The sequence below is a fragment of the Nitrospinota bacterium genome (assembly GCA_016208975.1).
Lineage (GTDB): Bacteria > Nitrospinota_A > UBA7883 > UBA7883 > JACRLM01 > JACQXA01.
In genome coordinates this window covers 2146317-2167877 of record JACQXA010000004.1, presented here as the reverse complement: position 1 = coordinate 2167877, position 21561 = coordinate 2146317, and the positions used below count along the sequence as shown (strand labels likewise).

20 protein-coding genes are annotated in these 21561 nt (G+C 56.2%); 1 reads left to right on the top strand and 19 read right to left on the bottom strand.

The features are described from left to right. Positions 1-79: 79 nt before the first annotated feature. The 8 genes from flgM to HY751_14075 form a co-directional block, all read right to left on the bottom strand. Positions 80-403, bottom strand: coding sequence for a flagellar biosynthesis anti-sigma factor FlgM (flgM, locus tag HY751_14110; protein ID MBI4667532.1), 324 nt, complete (start codon positions 401-403; stop codon positions 80-82). Positions 404-651: 248 nt separating this feature from the next. Then, positions 652-1008 (bottom strand): hypothetical protein, encoded by a 357-nt coding sequence (locus HY751_14105; protein ID MBI4667531.1) that lies wholly within the window; start codon positions 1006-1008, stop codon positions 652-654. Between the two features lie 204 nt (positions 1009-1212). Further along, positions 1213-2934, bottom strand: a complete 1722-nt coding sequence (locus HY751_14100; GenBank protein MBI4667530.1) for a HAMP domain-containing protein — start codon at positions 2932-2934, stop codon at positions 1213-1215. 253 nt (positions 2935-3187) lie between these two features. Continuing rightward, a complete protein-coding gene (locus tag HY751_14095) occupies positions 3188-3529 on the bottom strand; it encodes a septum formation initiator family protein (GenBank protein MBI4667529.1) in 342 nt (113 codons plus the stop codon). Positions 3530-3547: 18 nt separating this feature from the next. Next, positions 3548-4834 carry a phosphopyruvate hydratase gene (eno, locus tag HY751_14090; GenBank protein MBI4667528.1) on the bottom strand — a complete coding sequence of 429 codons (1287 nt, stop codon included), beginning with the start codon at positions 4832-4834 and terminating at the stop codon, positions 3548-3550. A gap of 112 nt (positions 4835-4946) precedes the next feature. Then, a complete protein-coding gene (locus HY751_14085) occupies positions 4947-5360 on the bottom strand; it encodes an ApaG domain-containing protein (protein ID MBI4667527.1) in 414 nt (137 codons plus the stop codon). After that, positions 5327-7387, bottom strand: a complete 2061-nt coding sequence (locus tag HY751_14080; GenBank protein ID MBI4667526.1) for a thioredoxin domain-containing protein — start codon at positions 7385-7387, stop codon at positions 5327-5329. The genes HY751_14085 and HY751_14080 overlap by 34 nt, the downstream gene beginning before the upstream one ends. A gap of 7 nt (positions 7388-7394) precedes the next feature. After that, positions 7395-8303, bottom strand: a complete 909-nt coding sequence (locus tag HY751_14075; GenBank protein ID MBI4667525.1) for an amidohydrolase — start codon at positions 8301-8303, stop codon at positions 7395-7397. 185 nt (positions 8304-8488) lie between these two features. Between HY751_14075 and HY751_14070 the strand changes: the two genes are divergently transcribed. Beyond that, a complete protein-coding gene (locus HY751_14070; protein ID MBI4667524.1) occupies positions 8489-10912 on the top strand; it encodes a PAS domain S-box protein in 2424 nt (807 codons plus the stop codon). Between the two features lie 8 nt (positions 10913-10920). Here the strand turns inward: HY751_14070 and HY751_14065 are convergent, their stop codons facing one another. The 11 genes from HY751_14065 to HY751_14015 form a co-directional block, all read right to left on the bottom strand. After that, a complete protein-coding gene (locus HY751_14065; protein MBI4667523.1) occupies positions 10921-11955 on the bottom strand; it encodes an aldo/keto reductase in 1035 nt (344 codons plus the stop codon). A 6-nt stretch (positions 11956-11961) separates the two neighbouring features. Then, on the bottom strand, positions 11962-12861 hold the full coding sequence (locus tag HY751_14060; GenBank protein ID MBI4667522.1) for a radical SAM protein: 900 nt from the start codon (positions 12859-12861) through the stop codon (positions 11962-11964). 29 nt (positions 12862-12890) lie between these two features. Continuing rightward, the gene (locus tag HY751_14055; protein ID MBI4667521.1) at positions 12891-13724 is read right to left on the bottom strand and encodes a sulfotransferase; all 834 of its coding nucleotides are present in this window, start codon (positions 13722-13724) and stop codon (positions 12891-12893) included. Continuing rightward, the gene (locus HY751_14050) at positions 13724-15562 is read right to left on the bottom strand and encodes a hypothetical protein (protein ID MBI4667520.1); all 1839 of its coding nucleotides are present in this window, start codon (positions 15560-15562) and stop codon (positions 13724-13726) included. Before HY751_14050 ends, HY751_14055 begins: the two co-directional genes overlap by 1 nt. Before the next feature lie 20 nt (positions 15563-15582). Next, on the bottom strand, positions 15583-15771 hold the full coding sequence (locus HY751_14045) for a hypothetical protein (protein MBI4667519.1): 189 nt from the start codon (positions 15769-15771) through the stop codon (positions 15583-15585). A gap of 226 nt (positions 15772-15997) precedes the next feature. After that, a complete protein-coding gene (locus HY751_14040) occupies positions 15998-18019 on the bottom strand; it encodes an MCP four helix bundle domain-containing protein (GenBank protein MBI4667518.1) in 2022 nt (673 codons plus the stop codon). A gap of 66 nt (positions 18020-18085) precedes the next feature. After that, entirely contained in the window at positions 18086-18601 is a 516-nt protein-coding gene (locus HY751_14035) for a chemotaxis protein CheW (GenBank protein ID MBI4667517.1), read from the bottom strand. A gap of 240 nt (positions 18602-18841) precedes the next feature. Then, positions 18842-19123, bottom strand: a complete 282-nt coding sequence (locus HY751_14030; protein ID MBI4667516.1) for a hypothetical protein — start codon at positions 19121-19123, stop codon at positions 18842-18844. Beyond that, positions 19120-19659 (bottom strand): redoxin domain-containing protein, encoded by a 540-nt coding sequence (locus HY751_14025; GenBank protein MBI4667515.1) that lies wholly within the window; start codon positions 19657-19659, stop codon positions 19120-19122. The genes HY751_14030 and HY751_14025 overlap by 4 nt, the downstream gene beginning before the upstream one ends. Continuing rightward, positions 19646-20632 carry a hypothetical protein gene (locus HY751_14020; GenBank protein ID MBI4667514.1) on the bottom strand — a complete coding sequence of 329 codons (987 nt, stop codon included), beginning with the start codon at positions 20630-20632 and terminating at the stop codon, positions 19646-19648. Before HY751_14020 ends, HY751_14025 begins: the two co-directional genes overlap by 14 nt. Further along, a complete protein-coding gene (locus tag HY751_14015) occupies positions 20632-21552 on the bottom strand; it encodes a hypothetical protein (protein MBI4667513.1) in 921 nt (306 codons plus the stop codon). The genes HY751_14020 and HY751_14015 overlap by 1 nt, the downstream gene beginning before the upstream one ends. Between the last annotated feature and the right edge of the window lie 9 nt (positions 21553-21561).

The window sequence follows — 21561 nt, the reverse complement described above, 5'->3', positions numbered from 1 at the left end:
TGATGCCCAATGCGGGCGAAGAGGGCAACGAACCGGTTTTATAGCTTGCAGGCCAAGTGGTTTAATAACGTCACTTCCGTCACTTGGCCTGTTTCACTATGTCGTCTATTATCTTCCCGGCTATCTTCTCGCTACTTACGTAGTATTCCCCTTTAGAGATTTTCTCTTTTATGGCTTCCACCTTCTCCCGGCGGATGTCTGGGGTGTTGCGCACCTCGGTTCCAGCCTTGGACACTTCTTTGGCGAAACCCGATACGGCTACTGTGGCCGATGTTTTGGATTCAGCCGATGCCGCCCCGCCGCTTTCATACTTTGCCGACTTGGCCGCCGCCGCCTGATCCCGCTTTTTTAGATCCTCAACCCTTGCCTGGTTATAGTTAGGATCCGCGCCGAATACTTTCAATTCCCTCACCTCCCTTCAGTTTATAGAGCATGGAATGGTCTGGCGCTCAGTCCCATTCCCGGTTCTCAATGTATATATCGGTTTCCAAAAAGATAAACTTTAAATTATTTTAACCTGCAACTATTTGTTTTATCAATACTTTAATAATATGTTAAAAATATTTTTCCGGGCTTGCTTAACTATAGGGAAAGGAATGACCCCAGACAAAAAACCAACCCCGCTCCGCCCCACCGTAAACAATGGGGGGGTTACCGCATCCTGTCCATAAGATCCTGTTTTTTCAGTTCGTATTCCCGCCGATCCCGCCGGAAAGTGTCCAGCGCATCGGTAAAATAGTCTTCCTGCATGGGATTCATAAACAGGTGATGCCCATATCCAAGCTCCACCAGGGCTATGGCCTTGTCCAGAAAAGTTTCGCAATGGGGGCAGATGTTCCCGCAACAATAGGCCACTTCATCCACCGATAGGCCGGTGAATTCCGCTACCTGGCGGACAATCCGCTCATCGTCAAATGGCTTTGAGCCTTCATTGGCTGGAGAGGCCTTGGTTCGCTCTTCCGCTTTTTGGATGGCTTCCTGCCGCAATTTCGAGAATATGTCTTCCATACCTTACAGCATAGTCCATTTTAGGTGGTGTCCCAGTTTGAATCTCAAATAATAGACAGATCCTTCACTTCGCTTGCGCTTCGCTCAGGATGACAATGTTATCAACGGCTGTTATATTGTCATTCTGAGCGTAAGTGAAGAATCTCCCCTGTACTTTCAAACTGAGACACTACCCCACTTTAAGAATGGAGGGTAACTCCGCCTTTAGCGGGCCGGAGGGAGCCTTCTAACCTGCTGTTGATTGCCAGGCTGGCCGTGGGGCAAGCTCTTAAGCCTGAAGCGGGAGAGCATCTTCCTCAGCTCCACCACCTGGGCCGCCAGTTTTTCGGCCTCCTCGGTGGTTTCGCTGGCGATGGATGCGTTTTGCTGGGTCACCCGGTCTATCCGTGTAACCCCTTCGTTGGCCACGTTTATCCCTTCGGCCTGTTCGCCGGAGGCGTGGGCGATGTTTTCCACCAAGCCGGTGACTTTCCCTACCGACTCCACGATCTCGTTGAGAGCGCCTGCGGTCTTGGAAGCTATCTGAGCGCCATTCCTGGAGTTGGCAACGGAGCTTTCGATAAGCTCCTCGGTCTCCTTGGCGGCCTTGGCGCTCCTGGCGGCCAGGTTTCGCACTTGCTCTGCCACCACGGCGAAGCCCTTGCCGTGCCTTCCGGCCCGGGCCGCTTCCACCGCCGCGTTGAGCGCCAGAAGGTTTGTCTGGAACGCTATTTCGTCTATCACCTTGATGATCTTGGATATGCTCTGGCCAGACTCCACAATGCGCGCCATGGCGCCCACCATTTCTTCCATCTGGCGGTTGCCGTTCACAGCGGCTTCTTTGGCTGTGGTCATAAGCCTGTTGGCTTCCATGGCGTTTTCCGCCGTTATGCCGATCTTGGAACGCATCTGCTCCATGATATGGGTTATCTGCTCTATGGAGCCGGCCTGCTCCTGCGCGCCGGAGGCCAGCGATTCGCTGGAAGACAGCACCTGCACCGACGAGAATGCTATCTTCTCCCCGGCGGCGTTAATCTGAGCGATCAGGCGGTTCAGGTTTTCGTTGGTCACCCTTAGCCCGTCGCGGATAACGCCTTTGGCCTCGAAGGTGAAATCCCCCTCCGCCAGCTTGTCGAACGCCGCCACCACCTCGTGTTTTAAATTGTCGGCGAACTGGTTCATAACCTTGGCCATCTGGCCCATCTCGTCTTTCCTGTTGATGTCCAGCCTGTCGTGCAGGTTGCCCCGGCCCAGCTCTTCTATCATATGGGTTATCTTGCCCAAAGGCGTAAGCACAACCCTGTATATGATATATAGCACCATCGTAAGCAGGATGATAAGCTCGATCAGGTGGAAGAAAGATGTCTTTATGATATCCGACAATCCAAGCTTTTCCGCCTCTTCCAGGCTTATCACCATGCTTATGGCTCCGTTAACGTCCCCGGCCCTGCCATCATGGCAGTTAAGGCAGTTAATCCCGCCACGGTTGTCGGTTATCAGAAATGGCACCACGGCCCTCAGTTTCATGTGGCCCATTTCCCCGACCAAATGGAATTCCGGTTTGCCGGTCTCAAGCACCCTCCGGTCAATCTCGTCAACCGGCGCCTCGCCGGGCAGTCCTTCGCCGAATTGCTTCACCACAGAGTGGCTCCGGAAAACCCTTATTTCATCCAACCCTTCACTGGTTTTCTTCAGAAGGTCTATGAAAAGCCCCCGCTGGTCTATGCTCCCCTGCTCCATCATGGAGTTGAGGGAGCTTAATACCGTATTTGCGATGGATCTGGCGTTGGTTTCGGCTTCGAAAATAGCCTGCTCTTTTTGCTTGTACGCGTAGGTTAATATGTTAAAAAGGGAGAAAATGAGGAAAAGGATGCCCATCAGGATGGAAAGCTTTACGCTTAAAGTATGGGCTTTTAGCGCCAGCAGGTTCTTCAGCAATTCCTTCATTTATTCAAAGTCGCAAAAATAAAGAACGAAAACGCCCATGAACGAAAAAATGGCGCCGGGAATCAGGCGCGGAAATGCGGAAAGGTTCCCAAGTAGCCACAGACTATGGAACCTGATTATTACTTATTTCCACTGAAACCGGTAGTTTTTTCGCGCCCATGGCACAAAATAGCCTTTTTCCCGTAAAAGGCCGGGCCGCTTTACGTTTCCCTCGCTACAGGCCAGAGAATGGACCGCCACTTAAAGCCGGGCGTTATTCAGACGGTTCCCCCGCCGTCTCATTTACCGGCTGGTGGCCTGCTATCTTCTCAATATCCACGAATTCGTAAACCACCTCGCCGGGCTTTACCACCCCCAGGCTTTCCCGGGCGATGGCCTCAACATATTCGTCGCTGGCGGTTATCTGGGCCAGCTCTTTAACATAAAGGCCGTTTTCTTCGGTGACCCCGGTTATCTTTTCCCTAACCTCCGCTATGGCGGTGGATAAGCGGTTTATGTCATTAAACCCGTTCTCTTTGTACCGGGCGGCTATCGTAACCAAAAGGAAATACACCACCGATACTGCGAAAAGAAACCAGGGTTTCCTGTCCATCATCCTTAAAGAACCACCCTATCAGCAAATGGATGTGAAAACGTCCCGCCCGCGGAACACCGCCGCTGGCCCAAGCTCTTCCTCTATCCTTACAAGCTGGTTGTATTTGGCTATCCTGTCGGTCCTGCTCATGGAGCCGGTCTTTATCTGCCCGGCGTTCACCGCCACGGCGATGTCGGCGATCGTGGAGTCTTCCGTCTCCCCGGACCGGTGCGACACCACGGCGGTGTATCCGGCGCGCTTGGCCATCTCGATGGCGTCCAGAGTTTCCGTGAGGGTGCCTATCTGGTTCACCTTTATCAGGATGGAGTTTGCCACCCCTTTCTCGATACCTTTGGCGAATATCTCGGTGTTGGTCACGAAAATATCGTCCCCCACCAGCTGGACTTTGGAGCCAAGCGCGTCCGTAAGGGATTTCCATCCGGCCCAATCCCCCTCGGCCAGGCCGTCTTCGATGGAGATGATTGGATATTGGTTGACGAGGCTTTCGTAGAACTTGATCATATCGTCGGTGGTTTTCTGGGGCTTGGCCTCGGCTTCCATCACGTATTTGCCTTTTTCGTGGAACTCCGAAGCCGCCGCGTCCAGCGCCAGCATGATGTCTTTGCCGGGTTTGTAGCCAGCCTTGGTTATCGCCTCCAGAATCACTTCCACCGCTTCACTGTTGCTTTTCAGGTTGGGGGCGAACCCGCCTTCATCCCCCACCGAGGTGGCGTAACCCTTCTTCTTCAGTATCGATTTGAGGTTGTGGAACACCTCGGAGCCATACCGAAGGGCCTCGCAAAAACAGCCCGCGCCCACAGGCATGATCATGAATTCCTGGAAATCCACATTGTTGTCGGCATGGGCGCCGCCGTTGATGATGTTCATCATGGGCACGGGGAGCTCTTTACCGTTGACCCCGCCGATGTAGCGGTAAAGGGGCAGGCCGCTCTCGTCCGCGGCGGCTTTGGCCACCGCCATGGATACGCCCAGGATGGCGTTGGCGCCAAGTTTCTTTTTGCTGGATGTGCCGTCCAGCTCTATCATCAGCATGTCTATGAGCGCCTGCTGGCTGGCGTCCACGCCGAGAAGCCTGGGGGCTATCTTGCCGTTCACGTTCTCCACGGCTTTCAGTACGCCTTTGCCCAGATAGCGTTTGCTGTCGCCATCCCGCATTTCCAGCGCTTCCCGCGAACCGGTGGAGGCTCCCGACGGGACCGCCGCGCGCCCAAAGGCCCCTGATTCAAGATAAACGTCCACTTCCACTGTGGGATTCCCGCGGGAATCCATAATCTCCCGGGCCAGTATCTCGGCGATAGCGCTCATTGAACTCCCCCTGTTGTACGCTTGGGTTACCTCTTCGGCCAAGTAGCGTTCGACGGTTATGTTACAACAACTTGGCCCGAGTTTTCATTAATAAAAGTAGCCATGCGCGATGCTATGGGGCTTCGTCCAGCCCGTCTTCCGGGCCGAATCCGCTTCGGGCCTCCATCCGCATCTCGAATTTCGGTATCCGCCACATCACGGGATTGTCCTCCAGGTCACGCCCGAAATAAAACCCCCACATGGCCCCGTGCGTACCGTGCAGGAGGCAATAGCTGGTGTAAACATGCTCCCCGTTATGCGCGATCACAGGCTGGGCGCCCACCACGCCGTCCCCCTCCACTGTCTCCACCGAACCGTCGGCCTGCTTTATCATCCATTTCCGGCCCAGAAGCTGGACCGTAACGCCGCTCTTGTTGATGATCTTTATGGTATAGGCGAATCCGCCCTTGTAAGGAGCGGGAACCCGGTCGTCGGGAAGCTTTTCAAGCTTTACTATTTCAACGGAGAGTCCTTTGTCGCTGTCCATAACTTTTCGAATTGTTTAAATTTTAACGTTTCCGATTCTACCATTTCACGGATGGCTTGCGGGCCCGTGATCGTTTTTATGTTTCCGGCGCGCCTGGCCTCCATCGTCACCGGCCCGCTTTGTTTGGGTGATGTCATGATGACCTTGTTGAATATGGGCGCCTGCCGCAATTCCCCCAACACGGCCCAATATTCGGGGTCGTTAACTGAGCCCGACAAGCTGATTGAAAGCATTGCGCCTTCTTTGGCCATCATGGCCCCTTGGGCGTAAGATGCCACGGCCAGCGGGGCCAGGCCGTACAGCCTAAGTCCATCCGCCGAGGCGCTGGCGGCTTTTTCGGAATATTTTACCAGGCCTGTGAACCCGTAAAGCCGTGCGTAATTCTGGGCCATAAGCCCCCCCGGGGCCGGAGCGGCCCCATCCAGAAAGCTTTTTTGCCGGGTGAGTGGAACATCCGCGTCCACTGCGGCTATCAACAACCCTCCCCCATCCGCCAAGAACAGTTTCTCGCTTTCCATTGCCATTTTCCGCGCCATGGCCAGATATGCCTTTCCACCCGTGGCCTCATATAAATCCAGCGCCAGAGCCATGAACGCTGAATAATCTTCTAAGAACGCGCCACCGCCACTCTTCCCCTTGTCGTCCACCAGATGGGGCAAAATGGCTCCGCTTTTCATATGGCTTTCGATGGACTCATAGGTGCGGACCGCCGGAATCAAATATTTTTCGGCGCTTGTGGCCGTGTACATGTTGACCAGCGCCGACGCGGCCAGCGCCGACCATGAAGTTACCATTACATGTTCAATGTCCGGCGCCAGGGTTTGACCTCTTTTGGCCAGCAAGACGCTTTTAACGCGTTCCATCCTTTGCGCCGGATCATTCTCTTCCCCGCTTTTCCATGAAGCGAAGCGTGGATAGGCCGGCCCTTCAGCGCCGCTCATCCCGAACATATCTACGGCCCATGGGCCATCCGCCCCGCCCAGGGCGTTTAACAGCCCGTCTGCTGTCCATTTGTAATACGCCCCTCCGGCGGAATGTTGGGACGCCCGGAAACCTCCACCGGGGCGGTAGGACTCCCGGAGCATGAACTGGGCCGTCTCCACCGCGAAAGCCAGATATACATTGTCCTTTGTGACGCGGTAAACATCCAGTAACAGGTTAACCATCCCAGCGTTGAGGGCCATGTTCTTTTCCGGTTCCGGCCAGTCCCACTCCCGGGTCCTGGCGTAACGGAAAAAACCGCCGCCAATGGGGTCCCGCAAAGGAGATGAAAGCATGGCGTCCACATCGCTTTTTACCATCAGGATGTCTTCCGGCGCGCTGTCCGGATTGGACAGGATATGGCGGAGAAGAACAGCTTGCGGGAATTTTACGCCCTGGCCGAACCCGCCCCATGTAGCGTCATGCCGGGCGCGGGTCTCCTCCAGGATATCCGGTTTCACGGCGCCAGGTTTGGCGTGGATAGCCGATATCCCGTTCAACCGCTGATAGGCTTCCCGGAGCACGGCGGTATTACCGTTTATCTTGCGTTTGTCCTCGTTAAAAACGACCAAGGCTTTTCGGGCCATGTCCATATGCATGGCGCCGGGGGGCGCAAAAGAGGAACCAGACCCCATGAACGGCGTCCCATCCGGCGTGGCGAACACCAGCATGGGCCAACCGCTCTCCCGAAGCGTTATCTGGAAATATTGCAGGTAAAACTGGGTTACGTGGGGCTGTTCAAGGCTATCTACCAGTACCGGAGTAAAGCTCCCATTAACAAGCTGGGCGAACTCCGGTTCGCCTGATAGTTTGACAATGGTATCCAGGCAGGTTTCGCATGAGTATTGGCCGATATATATAAGCAAGGGTTTCCCAACGGCGCGGGCGGCTTTGAAAGTATCGCCATCCCATGGATACCACTTTATGGAGCCGTAAGTAACGGCTTTTGTGTAGAACGCGCCCGCCGGGCCATCCTGCCCGGCCCGGGCCGGAGCCGGATTGGCCGTAATGGCCATGGCCAGCGCCAGTATTAGTGTTTTTTTCAAGTGCGCGTCACTTGTCCAGGTTGAAAAGCCGTTGGGCGTTACCGCCCATGATAAGCGCCTGGTCGTTTTTCTTAAGCTTTATGGCTTTCAAAACCTTCGCCTGCTCATCCAGCACGAATTGACGGTATCCCGCCACGCCGTTCAAAACGCTGTCGGTGCCGAAAAGGATCCTTTGACAGCCATAAACCTCGATAGCCCGTTTGAAAATCCCGTCCAGCCCCATCACCGAAGGAAGAAACAACCGCCAGTTGTTGGTTCCGGAGGTGTCCAGATGGATATTCTCCGAATGGAACCCCAGCAGAAGTATCTCCCGGAAAAACCCGGCTCCGAAATGGGCGATCATAAACTGGGTGTCCGGAAAGAGCTTGGAAGGATACTGGATGTCCAGGGGGTTTGTGAACCGGTAGTCGGACACCGGCGCGTGTGTGATACCAAAATGCATCAAGACAGGAGCGGAATATTCCGCGCAAATATCGTACAGCGGGAACAGCCGTTTGTCCGCCGCCGAAATCATTTGCAGGGATGGATAAAGTTTCAGCCCCCGGAACCGGCCAGTCGCAAGCCACCGGCGCAGAACCGCCTGGGAGCTCTTCTTTACCGGGTCGTCCAGGAAGACATAACCTTTAAACCTGTCAGGCGCCAGGCTTATGAATTCATCCAGCTCCGATAAGCCTTCGCCCCTGATGGGCAGGAACAGCGCCTTATCCACCCCGTTCTTGTCCATTTGTTCCAGCCACATATGGGCGAGGGCCGGGATGGAGACCGACTTGAGGAACGTCAGCGTTTCCCGCTTGATCAACGCCCTGCCATGGGCGATGGCCCTCTCCATGATGCCCGGCTTCACCCTGTCCCATTTTTTTTGGGCGGAAAGGATCATGGACATGGTTACCAGATGGACGTGGGCGTCTATTATCATTTTCCTCCCGGCTTTCCTGTTTAATACACCACCAATTATATTGTAAAAACCCCCAACCTCCCATCCGTCAAAACATACATGCGCCAGCCCCGGTAAAACTACGGAAATTGGACTATAATTAAGGAAGCGGTTTTCCATTGTCGCATCCAAATTTACAGGGCAAACTCTGGGGTAAGCGGCTTTTAATGAACGGACTGGACCAGATATCCAAACCGGCTTTCAAAGGCGCCGGGCAAGAGCCACCAAAGGAAGCTTTGGCGGGCGATGACTGGTACCGCCTCCTGTTCAACAGCGTCAACGACGCCATCTTCGTCTATCACCTTTTAGAAGACGGTTCCCCCGGCCCATTCATAGACGTAAACGACGTGGCCGTCCACAGGCTTGAATACAGCCGCGGCGAGTTTATGGGCCTGACCGTGGCGGACATCTCCGGGATGGACTCGCCAACCGTAAACCTGAAAACGGTAATGGCCGAATTCATGGAGAAAAAGTCCCTCAGGATCGAATGGATCCACAAGGCGAAAAGCGGCCGCAAAATACCCGTTGAGGTAAGCTCCCATATTTTTGACATGGATGGAAAGCAAACAGTTATTTCCATCGCCAGGGACATTACCGAACGAAATACGGCCCTGGCCGCCAAACGCGCCGCCGAGGAATTGTGGCAGGCGCAGGAAGAACAGCTGGAGACAATACTCAACGCCATCCCCGCCATGGTGATATTCAAGGACAGGGAAAACCGGATAGTGCGCGCCAACAAGGCGTTCCTGGATTTCATCGGCGCCGGCCGGGCCCAGGTGTTACAAAAAACATCCTTCGATATTTTCCCGCCGGAAGACGCCGAGAGGTTCCGCCTGGACGACCTGGAGGTGATGATAACCGGCCAGCCGAAGACTAACATCATCACCACCATCCGCAAAGAGGGGCGCTCCCGGTGGGTGAAGATAGACAAGGTCCCCTACAAAGACAGGGAGGGCATCATAAAAGGGGTCATTGCCTTCGCGGTGGACATCACCCAGCTGAAGGAAGCGGAAATGGAACTGGCCAACGCCCAGGCTGAGATGGAAACCCGCGTAACCAGCCGCACTTCGGAACTTATGAGCGCCAACCAGAGGCTGAAGCTTGAGGCCAGGGAACGGGCCGTGGCCCAGGAGGCGCTGTTAAAAAGCCAGGAACGCTACAAGCTCCTGGTGGAAGGAGTGCGCCTTATCTCCTGGGAGGCGGATCCTCAATCCAGGCAGTTCACCTTCGTCAGCAACCAGGCCGTGGAGATCCTGGGCTATCCCATAAAAAAATGGAGCGAGCTGGATTTCTGGAAAAACCATATCCATCCGGACGACAGGGCCCGCGCCGTGGAATATTCCATGACCGCCGCCGGCAAGGGGCTCGACCACGACCTGGAGTACCGTTTCATGAACTCCAACGGCCAGCCCGTCTGGTTCCGGGACATCGTCACCGTCACCCGCGTGGAGGGCAAGCCCGTGTCATTGCGCGGCGCGATGATTGACATCAACCAGCGGAAAGCCTCGGAGGAAGAGCTTATAAAGGCCAAGGAAACGGCGGAGGAAGCCACCCGGTTGAAAGACAAGTTCGTGTCGCTTGTGGCGCACGACCTGAAGTCGCCCCTCACCTCCATGGTGGGCCTGCTAAACCTCATCAACCGCGAGGCGGGCCAGAACCTTATGGTAAAACACCGGGAGATGCTGTGGCACATAGGCAAGAGCGGCGAGCGGATCATACAGATGATCAACGAACTGCTGGACATAAGCCGTTTGAAGACCGGCGCCATTACCCCCCAGCCTAGATTCCAGGACGCCCACATCCTGGCTGAATCGGCCATGTCGGCGATGAAATACGTGGCCGAGGAGAAAACCATCAATATCCGCAACAACGTGGCCCCCGGCTCGCGGATTTACGCCGACCCGGAGCTTTTCTCGCAGGTGCTTCTAAACCTCATCGCCAACGCCATAAAGTTTTCGCCCGCCGGATCCGTTGTCGAGCTTTTCCAGCCCAAGGGTAAGCCGGGATCTGTGGCGGTGAGGGACAATGGCATAGGGATAAACCCGGAGATCGCGCCCGACCTGTTCCGTCATGAAATAAAGACCTCCACCCTTGGCACCGCTGGCGAAAAAGGCACCGGCCTTGGCCTTCCATACTGCGACGACATCATGAAAGCCCACGGCGGCTCCATAGCGGTGGAGTCGGAAAAAGGGAAGGGAAGCGTGTTTATAGCGTCGCTCCCGGTGAAAAAGCCGCTTATCCTGCTGGTGGAGGACGAGAAAATAGTCCGCGCCGTTTACCGCCGCTACCTGGAAAAGATAGACGCGGTAATCGAGGAGGCCGGCGACGGCGAGGAGGCTCTGGACATGATGGATAGCGTTATCCCGGACCTGGTGATAATGGACATCTTCATGCCGGTGATGGGCGGGTTCGACCTGCTTACGCGCCTGCGCGGCGCCCCCAAAACCAAGAACGTCCCGGTAATCGTGGTCACGTCCGACTCCAACATGGAAACCCGTGAGAAAGCCTTCCGGCTGGGCGCCAACGATTTCATCTCAAAACTCATGGAGCCCGCCGATTTCATTCCCCGCGTCCGCAGGTTCATCTACTAGGCCGCGCCTCAACCGCCATTCATCAGTTTCACAAAACGCCGGTGATGCCTGGGCGCCATTTCCAGTATGGGCAGGCTGAATGGGCATTTGCTTTCGCACTGGCGGCACTGGTCGCAATCGTTTTCAAACCGCTCAAAGTGGCGCTGGAGCGTCACCGCGTCCATCTTCTCCCGCCCATATTGCCGCTCTATCACGGGGTAATACATGATAGCCGCCACGGAAATGCCCTGGGGACAGGGCTGGCAATACTCGCACCCGCAACAAAATCCGCTCCCGGTCCGGGCCACTGCCGCGTCGGCCCTGGCGCGCATCCTTTCATCGAAAGGGGGCGGATTTTCGAACAGGCTTATTATCTGGTCTATCTCCCCTTTTTTCTCAAAACCTACCAGGGGAACGGCCCATGGGTATTGCGCAATGAAACTTACGGCCAGCTCCGGATCGTTCAAAACCCCTCCGGCAAAGGGTTTCATGGCCAATATGCCAATGCCTTTTCCGGCTATCTCATCTCCAAGCCCATCGGCAAGCCCGGCGCGGTGCGCATGGTTAAAGGGGAATTGCAGGCAATCGAAAACCCCCTCCCGCGCTGAAAGTTCCAGAATCCGCCGGGAGTGGGTGGACAGGCCCAATAGCCCTATCTTGCCCGCCTGCCTTGCGCGTTCCACGGCTGGCAGGGCCCGCCGGATAACGCTCCTGTAATCCTCCTCCCGGTCCACGCTGTGAAACATGTAAATGTCCACATAACCGGTCCTCAACGCCATCAGCGACGCATCCAGTTCTTCCACGATCGTCCCGTCGCGCCGCATGCTCTTGGTGCAGTACAGGATATCGCCCCTGATATTTTCCAGCCCGCGGCCTATTTTTTCCTCGCTGTCCATATAGGCGCGGGAGGTGTCGAACAGGTTTATGCCCCGCTCCACGGCGTAACGGACCAGCTTTTCAGCCTCACGCGGGCCAAGCTTTGTGGCCAGGTGCAGGCCGCCAAAACAGGGGATGGAGACCTTCAACCCCGTGGCGCCCAGCGGGCGGAACTTGACATGGCTCATTGGGTGTCAAATTATGGTGTTGCAAAAACCCTTGCAATATTTCCGGCTCCAGTAAGGATGCGCCGGATCGGCAAGCCTTCCATATATGTCCGCAAGCGACTCAACCCTCATGTCCCCCAGGAAATAATCGTCCGGCTGGGCGAAACATGGTTTCACCAGACCGTCGGCGGCCATGCAAAGAAAAGTCGTTCCCGCCTCGCACCGGTTGTTGAACGGATTTTCCCCCACGCTCACCGGCAACTGGTCCAGGCAGTTCATCACCCGCAGATTGAAACCGTAGCCGTTCCCGTTTTTGACCCTCATCACGAAACTGTCCATCTTGTCAGCCACAACCTTGTCGAAATAAACAACATCCCCGGATAAATCGCCGCTTTTTACCAAAGTGAGCAACTGCCACTCATCGGCGCCCAGGTCATTCACCATCCCGGCGAATTCCGGCAGGGTGTCCACCGTAACGTTGTTCACGCATGTAGTAACGCTAAGCCTTATACCCCCTTCTTTCAGCCATCGCGCCGCCTGTGCCGCCTTCCCGAACGCCGCCGGCCCGCGCACATGGTTGTGAACCGGCTCCGGCCCGTCAAGGCTTATACCAACCACATCGAACTTTAACTCGGCTATCTCCCGCGCCATCTCCCAAGTCATCAGCGTGCCGTTGGTAACCAGCGCCAGCCCGAACCCCTCTTGCCTCAGCCTCCGCGCCAGCGGCATGAACAGCGGCGACATTAGCGGCTCCCCGTCTGAAAAGAACACCGTTGTAACGCCCGCTTCCCTTATCTTGCCTATCATGGAAAGCATCTCGTCCCACGTAAGCTCGTTCTTCCTTCGGGCGCCGGTTTTATTGACGCAATGCAGGCATCTTAAGTTGCATGCGTGGGTTATCTCCCACCCGAAATATTTAAGAGCCATCGCCCCCCCCGAATTAATTCAACAATTCTTTATCCAGCCGTTCCGAAACGCTTCTTCAGCTCCCGCCGGGTCTCACCAGCCACCCGCTCGATAAACTCCAGCTCCTCTTCGTTAGGCGCAGGGCAGTTAATTTCCGGCGCCCCGGGAATCACGTTTTTAATAATGCCCATGTCAAATCCATCAGCGTCCACCTCAAGAAACCCGGCCACCATCTCCATCGCCTCGCGAGGGTCTTTTATAAGTTGCGAGAAAGGCGCCATCGTCACGTTCGGCTTGTCTCCTGCGTTTTCAAGAAATGAGGTGACTATGCGGACCCATTGGCCCACGAATGTGTCTATGGAAAAAAAAGGTGATATGGCGCTGTTCCGGCGCATGGAGCGGTATGTTTCTTGGACATCACGGAACAGGAATATTATCCGGCACGATGGAAACAGGCCTGCAAGAAACCGCGCGTCCGCGGCGTCATACAGGGTTTCCTTGAAACCCCACCGGCGTTTTCCGAAAATATCCCTGGCCGCGCCGGCGTAAAGATCTATAAAAACATCGCGGAACACGTCATCCCACGGCCCGGGCGGGGTCATGGCCGCCATCCACTGGTCGGCCCGGTTTTTCCGGTAACTTTCGAACTGTTCCGCGCCGCCGTCCCGGGTGGCGGCTATCTCTAATCCCTGCCGCGCCATGCGTAAATTTCGCGCCAGCCCTGGTTCAAGCCCCCCGGAATGCTCACCCCAAATATGTATGTCCCGGTGAGTGTTCAACAGTCGCTGTAACAAAGTGCTTCCAGTACGCTGGCCGGAAGCGAAGATGAAAACGGGCCGCTCTTTCACCCTTTCCCCGGCTTCGCCCTTTTTGCCGCGCGCCATCAGCGTTTGCTGGCCGCCGGGCGGTAGAAAAGCATGGAGTAATGTATGTCCAGCCCATACATCGCCATGAAGTGGAAACAATACCTGCCCGGTCTGAACCTTTTGCCGGTATCCATATATGCGGCAAGTTTTCCAGCGCCGGTTTTCGGCCACGGGAAATACAGCTTTCCCCCCGTGCCCACTTCATGGGCCAGCGCGCCCCCCTCGCATGGCGCCGTGGGCTTTTCCCCCATAAGTTTCAAACGGCCTTCCGGGGTGGCGTCAAGGTAAAAGGTTGAGTCCGCCGAGGTGTCCTCCAGCACGCCACAATATGCGCATAGGGTTTTGCGGCGGCTGGGCGCCCCCTCTATCCGGAGCTTGAGCCGGGGCATTTCGGCCAGGCCGCCGCACCGCGGGCAAACGCCATGCGGCAAGGACTCTCCAACCGGCTCCGAAAACTTATGCCAATCATCGTAAAACCTGAGGGTTTGAAGAAGAAGTCTTATAACCCTGGACTGGAGCGCGCAAAAGTTTACGGCTTTGGGTGGGCAATTCTGCGACAGGGCATATTCCATCGCAAGAAGCGCGTTCAGCGCCTCCTGCGCCTCTCCAGCTATGGAAGATTTTTTCCCCCCGCTTATCACAGACATCAGCGTAAGCCTTAAAAAAGCCAGCCTCCCCTGCGCCCCTGCGCGCCCAATTAACACTCTTTTTCTTCTGCCGCCCGGTATTTTAGCCACAGGCGTTTTAGCCCGGCGCCCGGCCGGGGGTATCGCCACGCGGGGATCCCCCATCAAATAGAGGTTCCGGCCACCTCCGTTCATCATGTCCATCTTCCGGAACTTCGCCAATGCTTTCCCCACAGGAACCCCCTGCCCGATTAATCCGGCCAGTTTCTCCATAAACCGCAAGCTTGTGTGTGAAAGCCCGCAGGTTATTATCATCGCGCCTACGAATGGCGAAACATGCAGTCTTGGCGCTATCCCCATACGCTGATCCACATGCCAATCCGGCGGCAAAAGGGCCGAGCAGGCGCTGAGTGTGAGTACCCGGCACCTCACCTCCTCTGGCCGTATCAAAACCTTGTTCCGTTGCGCCCGGATGATGGGCGTCTCCAGCCTGAAACAGTTTTTTGTTTCCATGCAATCCGGCGTTAATGCACCGGTGGGCTTCATCTTGGCCGTCACAGGGCACAAAACACCACCCGGGCCCAGGGAAACATCCACTCCGTCCGAATGGGAGTGGATCAAAACCTGATCGCTCCCTTTTCCCAAGGCGTTCCTCAACATGCCCACTTTGGCCTTTCCGCCAAACCGCGAAATCCCTTCAGTCTCGGCGCCGGCAAAGGGCAGTTCTGGCGCTATCTCCACCACATCCCCATAACCGGCGGTAACAAAGCGCGCGGAAGCGGTCTTTAAAATGGCAAGAAGCCGGAACTGGTCCGGGTGATAACCGCAGATTACGCCGGGAACCTGGAACCGTGAGACTGGGTTATTATTTATGGCCTGAAGGGTTTTCCCCGTAAGAGATCCGCCGTCAGTAATCAATACCGACAGGCCTGGGGCTTGTGATATGTCCCGCAAAGCCTCCGCCCTCAAAAACCTGCGGCCTGTGAGATGCGCGTAAAGACGGGCGGAGTATTCATCCACCTCCCCATAGACTGCGACGGTTTCCCTCCCTGCGGCCGGCGGCCCGGCAACCCCATGGGTCTCAAAAAGCTCCCCGCCGAAGATACGCGCCAGCGCTTGAAGGGCAATAAGCTCGGTTTCAGACCGGAGGGGCCACACCGGCCCACCCCGGCTGTCCACCAGGAAAACGTCATCACCGGTAAACGCGTATGGAACGCGGCCCCAAGGCATGCCCCTTTAGACCTTTTAGTTCACCAGCACATGATTGCGTTCGTATCAAGGTAAACCCCCTCCTTGACCAGCTCCCCATGAAGCTCCGTAAGCTTCATCTGAAGATCCAGCGTTTCCTTGCTCTTTTTGTTCAACGCGGTCAACAGCTTCTTTCTTTCATTAAGCATGCTTTTAGCCGCGCCGCTCAGCTTCCCGCCTCCGTCAACCATGAGCCCGCCTCCTGTAATATGAAAATATACTTTGATTATTAGTATAATAATTTCACGCTCCTTGCAAACTATTTTTACGGCCGCTGGATGCTTACCAGGGGGGAATATTGACAAGAACGGCCTGCAAGGTAAGCGGGAGGCCGGGAAAGGTCACGCCACGGTCATAAAAAACCCTCCGCCTTTACAGCGGAGGGCCGTTTAAACGCCTTGCCGGGATAACGTCGCTCTAGAAGTCTTTAAAATCGTCATCCAGAGGGATTATGTCATCCGCCTTGCCTTTGCCGCCGGAAGGCTCTTTAGGATTCTGCGGCTCTTTAGCCCCCATGCGCCGCGGCGCGGCTTTCTCCTTTGAAGCGTGAAGCTCCGGGGCTTTCAGCGCCCCTTTGGGTTTCACCTTTTTAACCGCGCCAGCCTGGGCGCCGCGAAACCGCCCTGACGACGAACCCTCCACCATGGCAACCATCTCTCCCACCATGTCTTTAAGCCGCTCGGCCTGGGCGTTCAGCTCTTCGGACGCGGCCGCGGTTTCCTCGGCGCCAGCGGCGTTCTGCTGGGTCACCTTGTCCATCTGCGACACGGCGGTGTTCACCTGGTCCACCCCCTGCGCCTGCTCGTTGGAGGCGGCGGCTATTTCCGCCACCAGGTCGGTTACTTTCTTTACGCTCTCCACTATGATGTGGAGCACTTCACCGGCCCGGTTGGCCATGTCCGACCCTTCGGATGCCCGTTTCACCGCCTCTTCTATGAGCGCGGCGGTATCCTTGGCCGCCGTGGCCGAACGCTGGGCCAGGTTCCTAACCTCTTCGGCCACCACGGCGAAACCTTTGCCGTGCTCGCCCGCCCGGGCGGCCTCCACCGCGGCATTGAGGGCCAGGAGGTTCGTCTGGAACGCTATCTCCTCGATCACCTTTATGATCTTGGCTATCTCCTCTGAAGACTTGTTGATGGCCTTCATTGAGTTGATCATGTCGCCCATGGCCTGGTTCCCCTTTTCCGCCTCGGCGCGGGTGTCCCGCGCAAGGGAACTGGCCTGGTTGGCGTTGTCGGCGTTCTGCCGTGTCATGCCGGACACTTCCTCAAGCGCCGACGAGGTTTCCTCCAGCGAGGAGGCCTGCTCCGTGGCGCCTTCCGCCAAAGACTGGCTGGAGGACGAGATCTGCCCCGCCGCCGCCGCCACCTGGTCGGAACTTTCCGAAAGCCCCTCGATGATCCGGTTCATTGGGCCGGTTATTCCGCGAGTAATTATGAACGCCAGCCCCAGCCCCAATACCACCGCCACGCCAAGGCCGATGATCATCACCCATGAGGCGGTGTTGAGCATCAGTTCAGCTTCATCAGCCAGCCTTACGGTGGTCGCCATGCCATCATCAGCCACGCCCCTGGCCTTTTCAGCGGTCGTATTTGCCGCGGCTTGCCGTTTTACGCCGATCTCTTGCAGTTTCTTGGCTATCTCGTTCATATCCGCCAAAATCTGCTTGTAATTGGCGGCGGATTCCTTGATGGCCGTAAGTTGCTGTACGTTGGCCTCCTGGCTTGTTGTAGCCAGCACTTCACTTACTATCCTGTCTATCTCGTCGAAATTCTTCATGACAGGATCCAGAATGGCGGGATCCCGAAGGGCCTGGGATTGCCAGGACGCAACCCTGATGGCGTTCCCAAAATCAACCACGTCGTTGATCAGCTTTATCTTCATTACCCTGGAGGCCACTTTATCCGCCGGGGCCTTGGCCTTTATCTCCGCCTTTATCTTCCCGTCCTGATCGGCAAGATAGGTGTTCACATTGTCCACAAAAACCTTGGCGGTTTCGGTCATCTCAACCCGGTGGGTATCCAGCTCCTTGTTCTGTTTTTCGGTCTCGTTTACAAGCGCCTCCCATTCGGCAAGTATCTTGGACACGTCCGCCATGGCGCCCTTTAGCTTCACCAGGTTTTCGGCCCGGTCCGCCAGCTCGTCGGCCTCCTTCAGGTGCTTCCTGATTTCACCCATGTTCTTCCGGCCGCTTTCGAGCTGTTTGGCGTCCCCTGTGTAACCGTAGCTCCGCATGTCTATCACGCTTTTCAGTGCGTAACGCTCCACCTCCATGGCGATTTCCACTTCAGGGATATATTCTTCAGCAAGTTGGGTTGTATCAGTCTTGACGTTCAACATGTTCCAAACGGCCAAACCGCCCAAGGCGAGGGCTATCACGAGGATGGCCAGAAAACCGCTGATGATTTTGGTTCCGAGTTTCATGTTCTTGAAGTTCATGACGGGACCTCCCCTAATCCATTTCGGGCCATCGCGCCGCCCTATGGAAATTTATGAAAAAGCCTCTCAGTCTTCCTTAGCCAAACCGGTAAGCATGGCGGCTTCCTCGGCGGAAAGCACCTTCTCTATGTCCAGAAGGATCTTCACTTTGCCTTGAATCTTGCCCATGCCGAGTATGAAATCGGTATTCAGACGGGTGCCGAATTGAGGGGGCGGCTCGATGTCCGCCTCGTGGATGTCCAGCACCTCCCGCACCGTGTCCACCACGATGCCCATGAGTATGCCCGACTCCTCCACCACGATGAACACCGTTTCCCTGGTGTATTCCGCCTCTTCCATGCCGAACTTGAGGCGGAGGTCTATCACCGGGATGACTTTGCCGCGGAGGTTGATAACGCCCTTTATGAAAGGAGGCGTGCGGGGGATGTGGGTTATCTCCATTACCCCTATGATTTCTTTGACCTTGGTGATGTCCAGGCCGTATTCTTCTTCGCCCAGGACGAAGGTGAGGTATTTGCCCTCTTTACCCCGCCCTTGCTGGCCCGGTTTGACGCCCGTTTCAGCCGTTACAGCGTCGCTCATATTCCCTCCCGGAAGATGGAGTGGTTTTACCGAAGGTTCCGCTCCTATACTGCGGTGAGCGATACCAAATTTATGACCTCAGGCCCCCCTGATTTCTACAATTAAAAATATATCACCTTCTGGAACTAATTCAATTTCAATTATCGTTAGCGGAAAGTTTATGGTTTGGGGCGCAAGGAAGGGGGAGGGACCAAGCTTTGCCCATTCACTTTAATGAATGGGCCGTTAAGGAGTGATTGGTCAATTCCCCGCCCCGACAGCCTCAAAATACGCCCGTAAAGCCTGGTTCTCCACATCTGTAAGGGGCTCCATGCCGTTGCGTTCAAGCCGCTTGTTCATGGTCTTAAGGGCCACCTGCCATTGGGCGCGGCTTAAGGATTTGGGGTCTGGAAGCTGATGACACAGGCCACACCGGGAATTAAACAGCCGCTCCCCGGCGATGTATCCCTCATTTTCAGCGGCGGCCCATAACGGAACGGCAAAGGCCACGGTCAAAAAGAACGCGAACGGAAGCCGCCTCATTTCAACCCCTCCAGCGCCGCTTTCAGGGCTGTTCCATCCTTGTAGTCTTCTTTCATTGCAATGGCTCCGGAACTGTCTATCACCACGGTTGTCCCCATGGTGGCGCCGAAGGTTTTTAATAGGTCGTCATTTACGTCCACCAGGGTTGTAAACGCCGAGATGGCGTAACCGTTGGATACCTCCGCCGTGCGGGCCGCCTCCACCGAGCCGGAAACGTAATCCACCAAAAAGAACTTCACATTGGGGTAAAGCGGCGTCACGTTGGCCAGCATATGGTCCATGTGCGCCGAGCATACGGGGCACCACATGGTGAAATAAAGTACCACCCCATCGTAACCGGCCAGGGTTTCATACAGCGATACGGACCTGTTCAGGGTGTCCGGCAACGTGAAATCGGCCACCGTTTCCACCACCGTTTCCTCCGTTTGGGCCGAGGCCGAGCGGTCTTCGCCGGAAGGGAGCAGGTCGTTCTTCATGTCCCCGCAGGAGGCTAAAAAACCCGCGAGCAATATCAGCGCCAGTCTAGCGTAATACATGGCTTACCCCTATGGTATAGATGTCCGTGGCGGGAAAGTTGGCCCCGAAACCGTCTTGCTTGAATGTGTGGCTTAAACTGAATTTCAACACCCAGTCCCGGTCGTCGCTGGCCAGAGCCAATGTGCCCGCCACAGAGCGCTTTTTCATCCCCGATGTCGGGTCGCCCATACCGTCTATGGTTCCGCCGGACTCCAGCAGGTCCGAGTACGAAAGGCCCGCGCTCAGGGAGTTCATGCTCTCCATGAAATGGGTGTATCCGCCGGAGACCGACCACAGCCTCCTGTCCCCCAGTTTTTTATGATATGGATTGACATACTCGCCATACTCCCGGTTGATGGGGCGTTCCAGATGAACCCCGTATGAATACTGGAACGACACGCTCCACGGAAAGATGGTCTTTTCCAGCAGGAGGTTGGCGTCCAGCCTGTAAAAGCCCCGCCCGGTCACGTCGAAACTGCTTTTCACATCATCGTATGCCGATGCGCCAGTAGGCGCCGTAAGGGAGGCGCCCAGGTAAACGGCGGGCTTCATATCCGCTATTTCCCGCACTTTCCACACGCACATGATGTTGTCGAACGCCTCGTACCAGAAGCCCAAGGAAACGTCCCCTACCCCCCGGGTGTCCGACTTCACGGCGGAATACCGGTTGTCGTTCCACACCAGCGGTAGCGAAATATAAGCCTGCCACCGGGGAGCAAGGCGTTTTGCTCCGGCCAGGTTCAACCGGTATTGGTTCAGGCTGGAGCCGGGAGGGTCTGGCAGGTATTTTCCGTCGGCGTTCCAGTAACCGTCGTATTTTTCCATGTCCAGCGAAACGTCCAGCATCCCCTGGGAGAATTTGGGCATGACAAGCGACGATGCGGAACCGCCCCCGCAACATGACGCGGCCCATGCGTCCATAGGGGCGGCGGCCCCGAGGAAAAGGGCCGCCGCGCAAAGGGAGATGAGGAAAGAATGGCTAAAAGAGCGCATTACATGCCGCCACTGGACATGTCACTGCCGCCCATGGTGACCGTAAAAACCGCGTTGGCGTTGTTGCTGGCCGGATCGGCGGAGTTGTTGGCCGCCGCGCCGTCGGTGGTGTAAACATCGCCGTTCACCGTCAACCGCAGATAGGCCGTGCCTTGCTCACCGGCGGCGTATGCGTGATGGAGATGCCCCTCGCACCGGGAATTCCCGTCACAGGTCATGGCGTCCCACTCCACTCCGTCGCCGGAGATTTCAAGCGTGAAGTTGTCTATGGTCTTCTGGACAGATCCATCCATACCCATAAGCTGAAGCCCGGCGGTAAGCGGCGGGAAACTCATCAGCCCCTCTTGCAGGGTGGCCACGAACACGGTGAGCGCGCTACCGTGGGTTTCCCCGGGCACGAGGCTATCGGTGAACAGATAGTAGTTCCTCATGCCCATGGCGCCGTCCATGGACATATACATGTCGCTGGCGTTCTTCATCCTGACCACCGAAGTGTCCGACCCCATGCCCATTCCAACCGTCATCGCGTGGGTGGTGGTCTCGGATCCTATGGTCACGTCCACGGTCCAGTCGCCACCCATCACGAAAAAGAGCGTACAGTCGTAAGTGCCCGGGGTGGATGACTCCGAAACCGCGTCCGCGGGAATAGCGGTGGAATGGACGAATGTCCCCATGTTCATCAAAGGCGCAAGCTCTATGTTCCCGGCCAGGCCGGTGGCCGGGGAGCCGTCGCTTTTCCTGGTCACCTTAAGCTGGAACGAGCTTTTGCCCGTGGCCATGGAACCTGGAACAAGCTCCACATCGTAACCGGGCGTACCGGAGGAAGAGCCACAGGCGCTCAACGCCACAATGGAGAAAAGGAACAGGGCGGGCGCCGCCAGCATGCGCGCCATGGCTTTAAAAGTGGATAACAGTTTCACTGCCCAAAC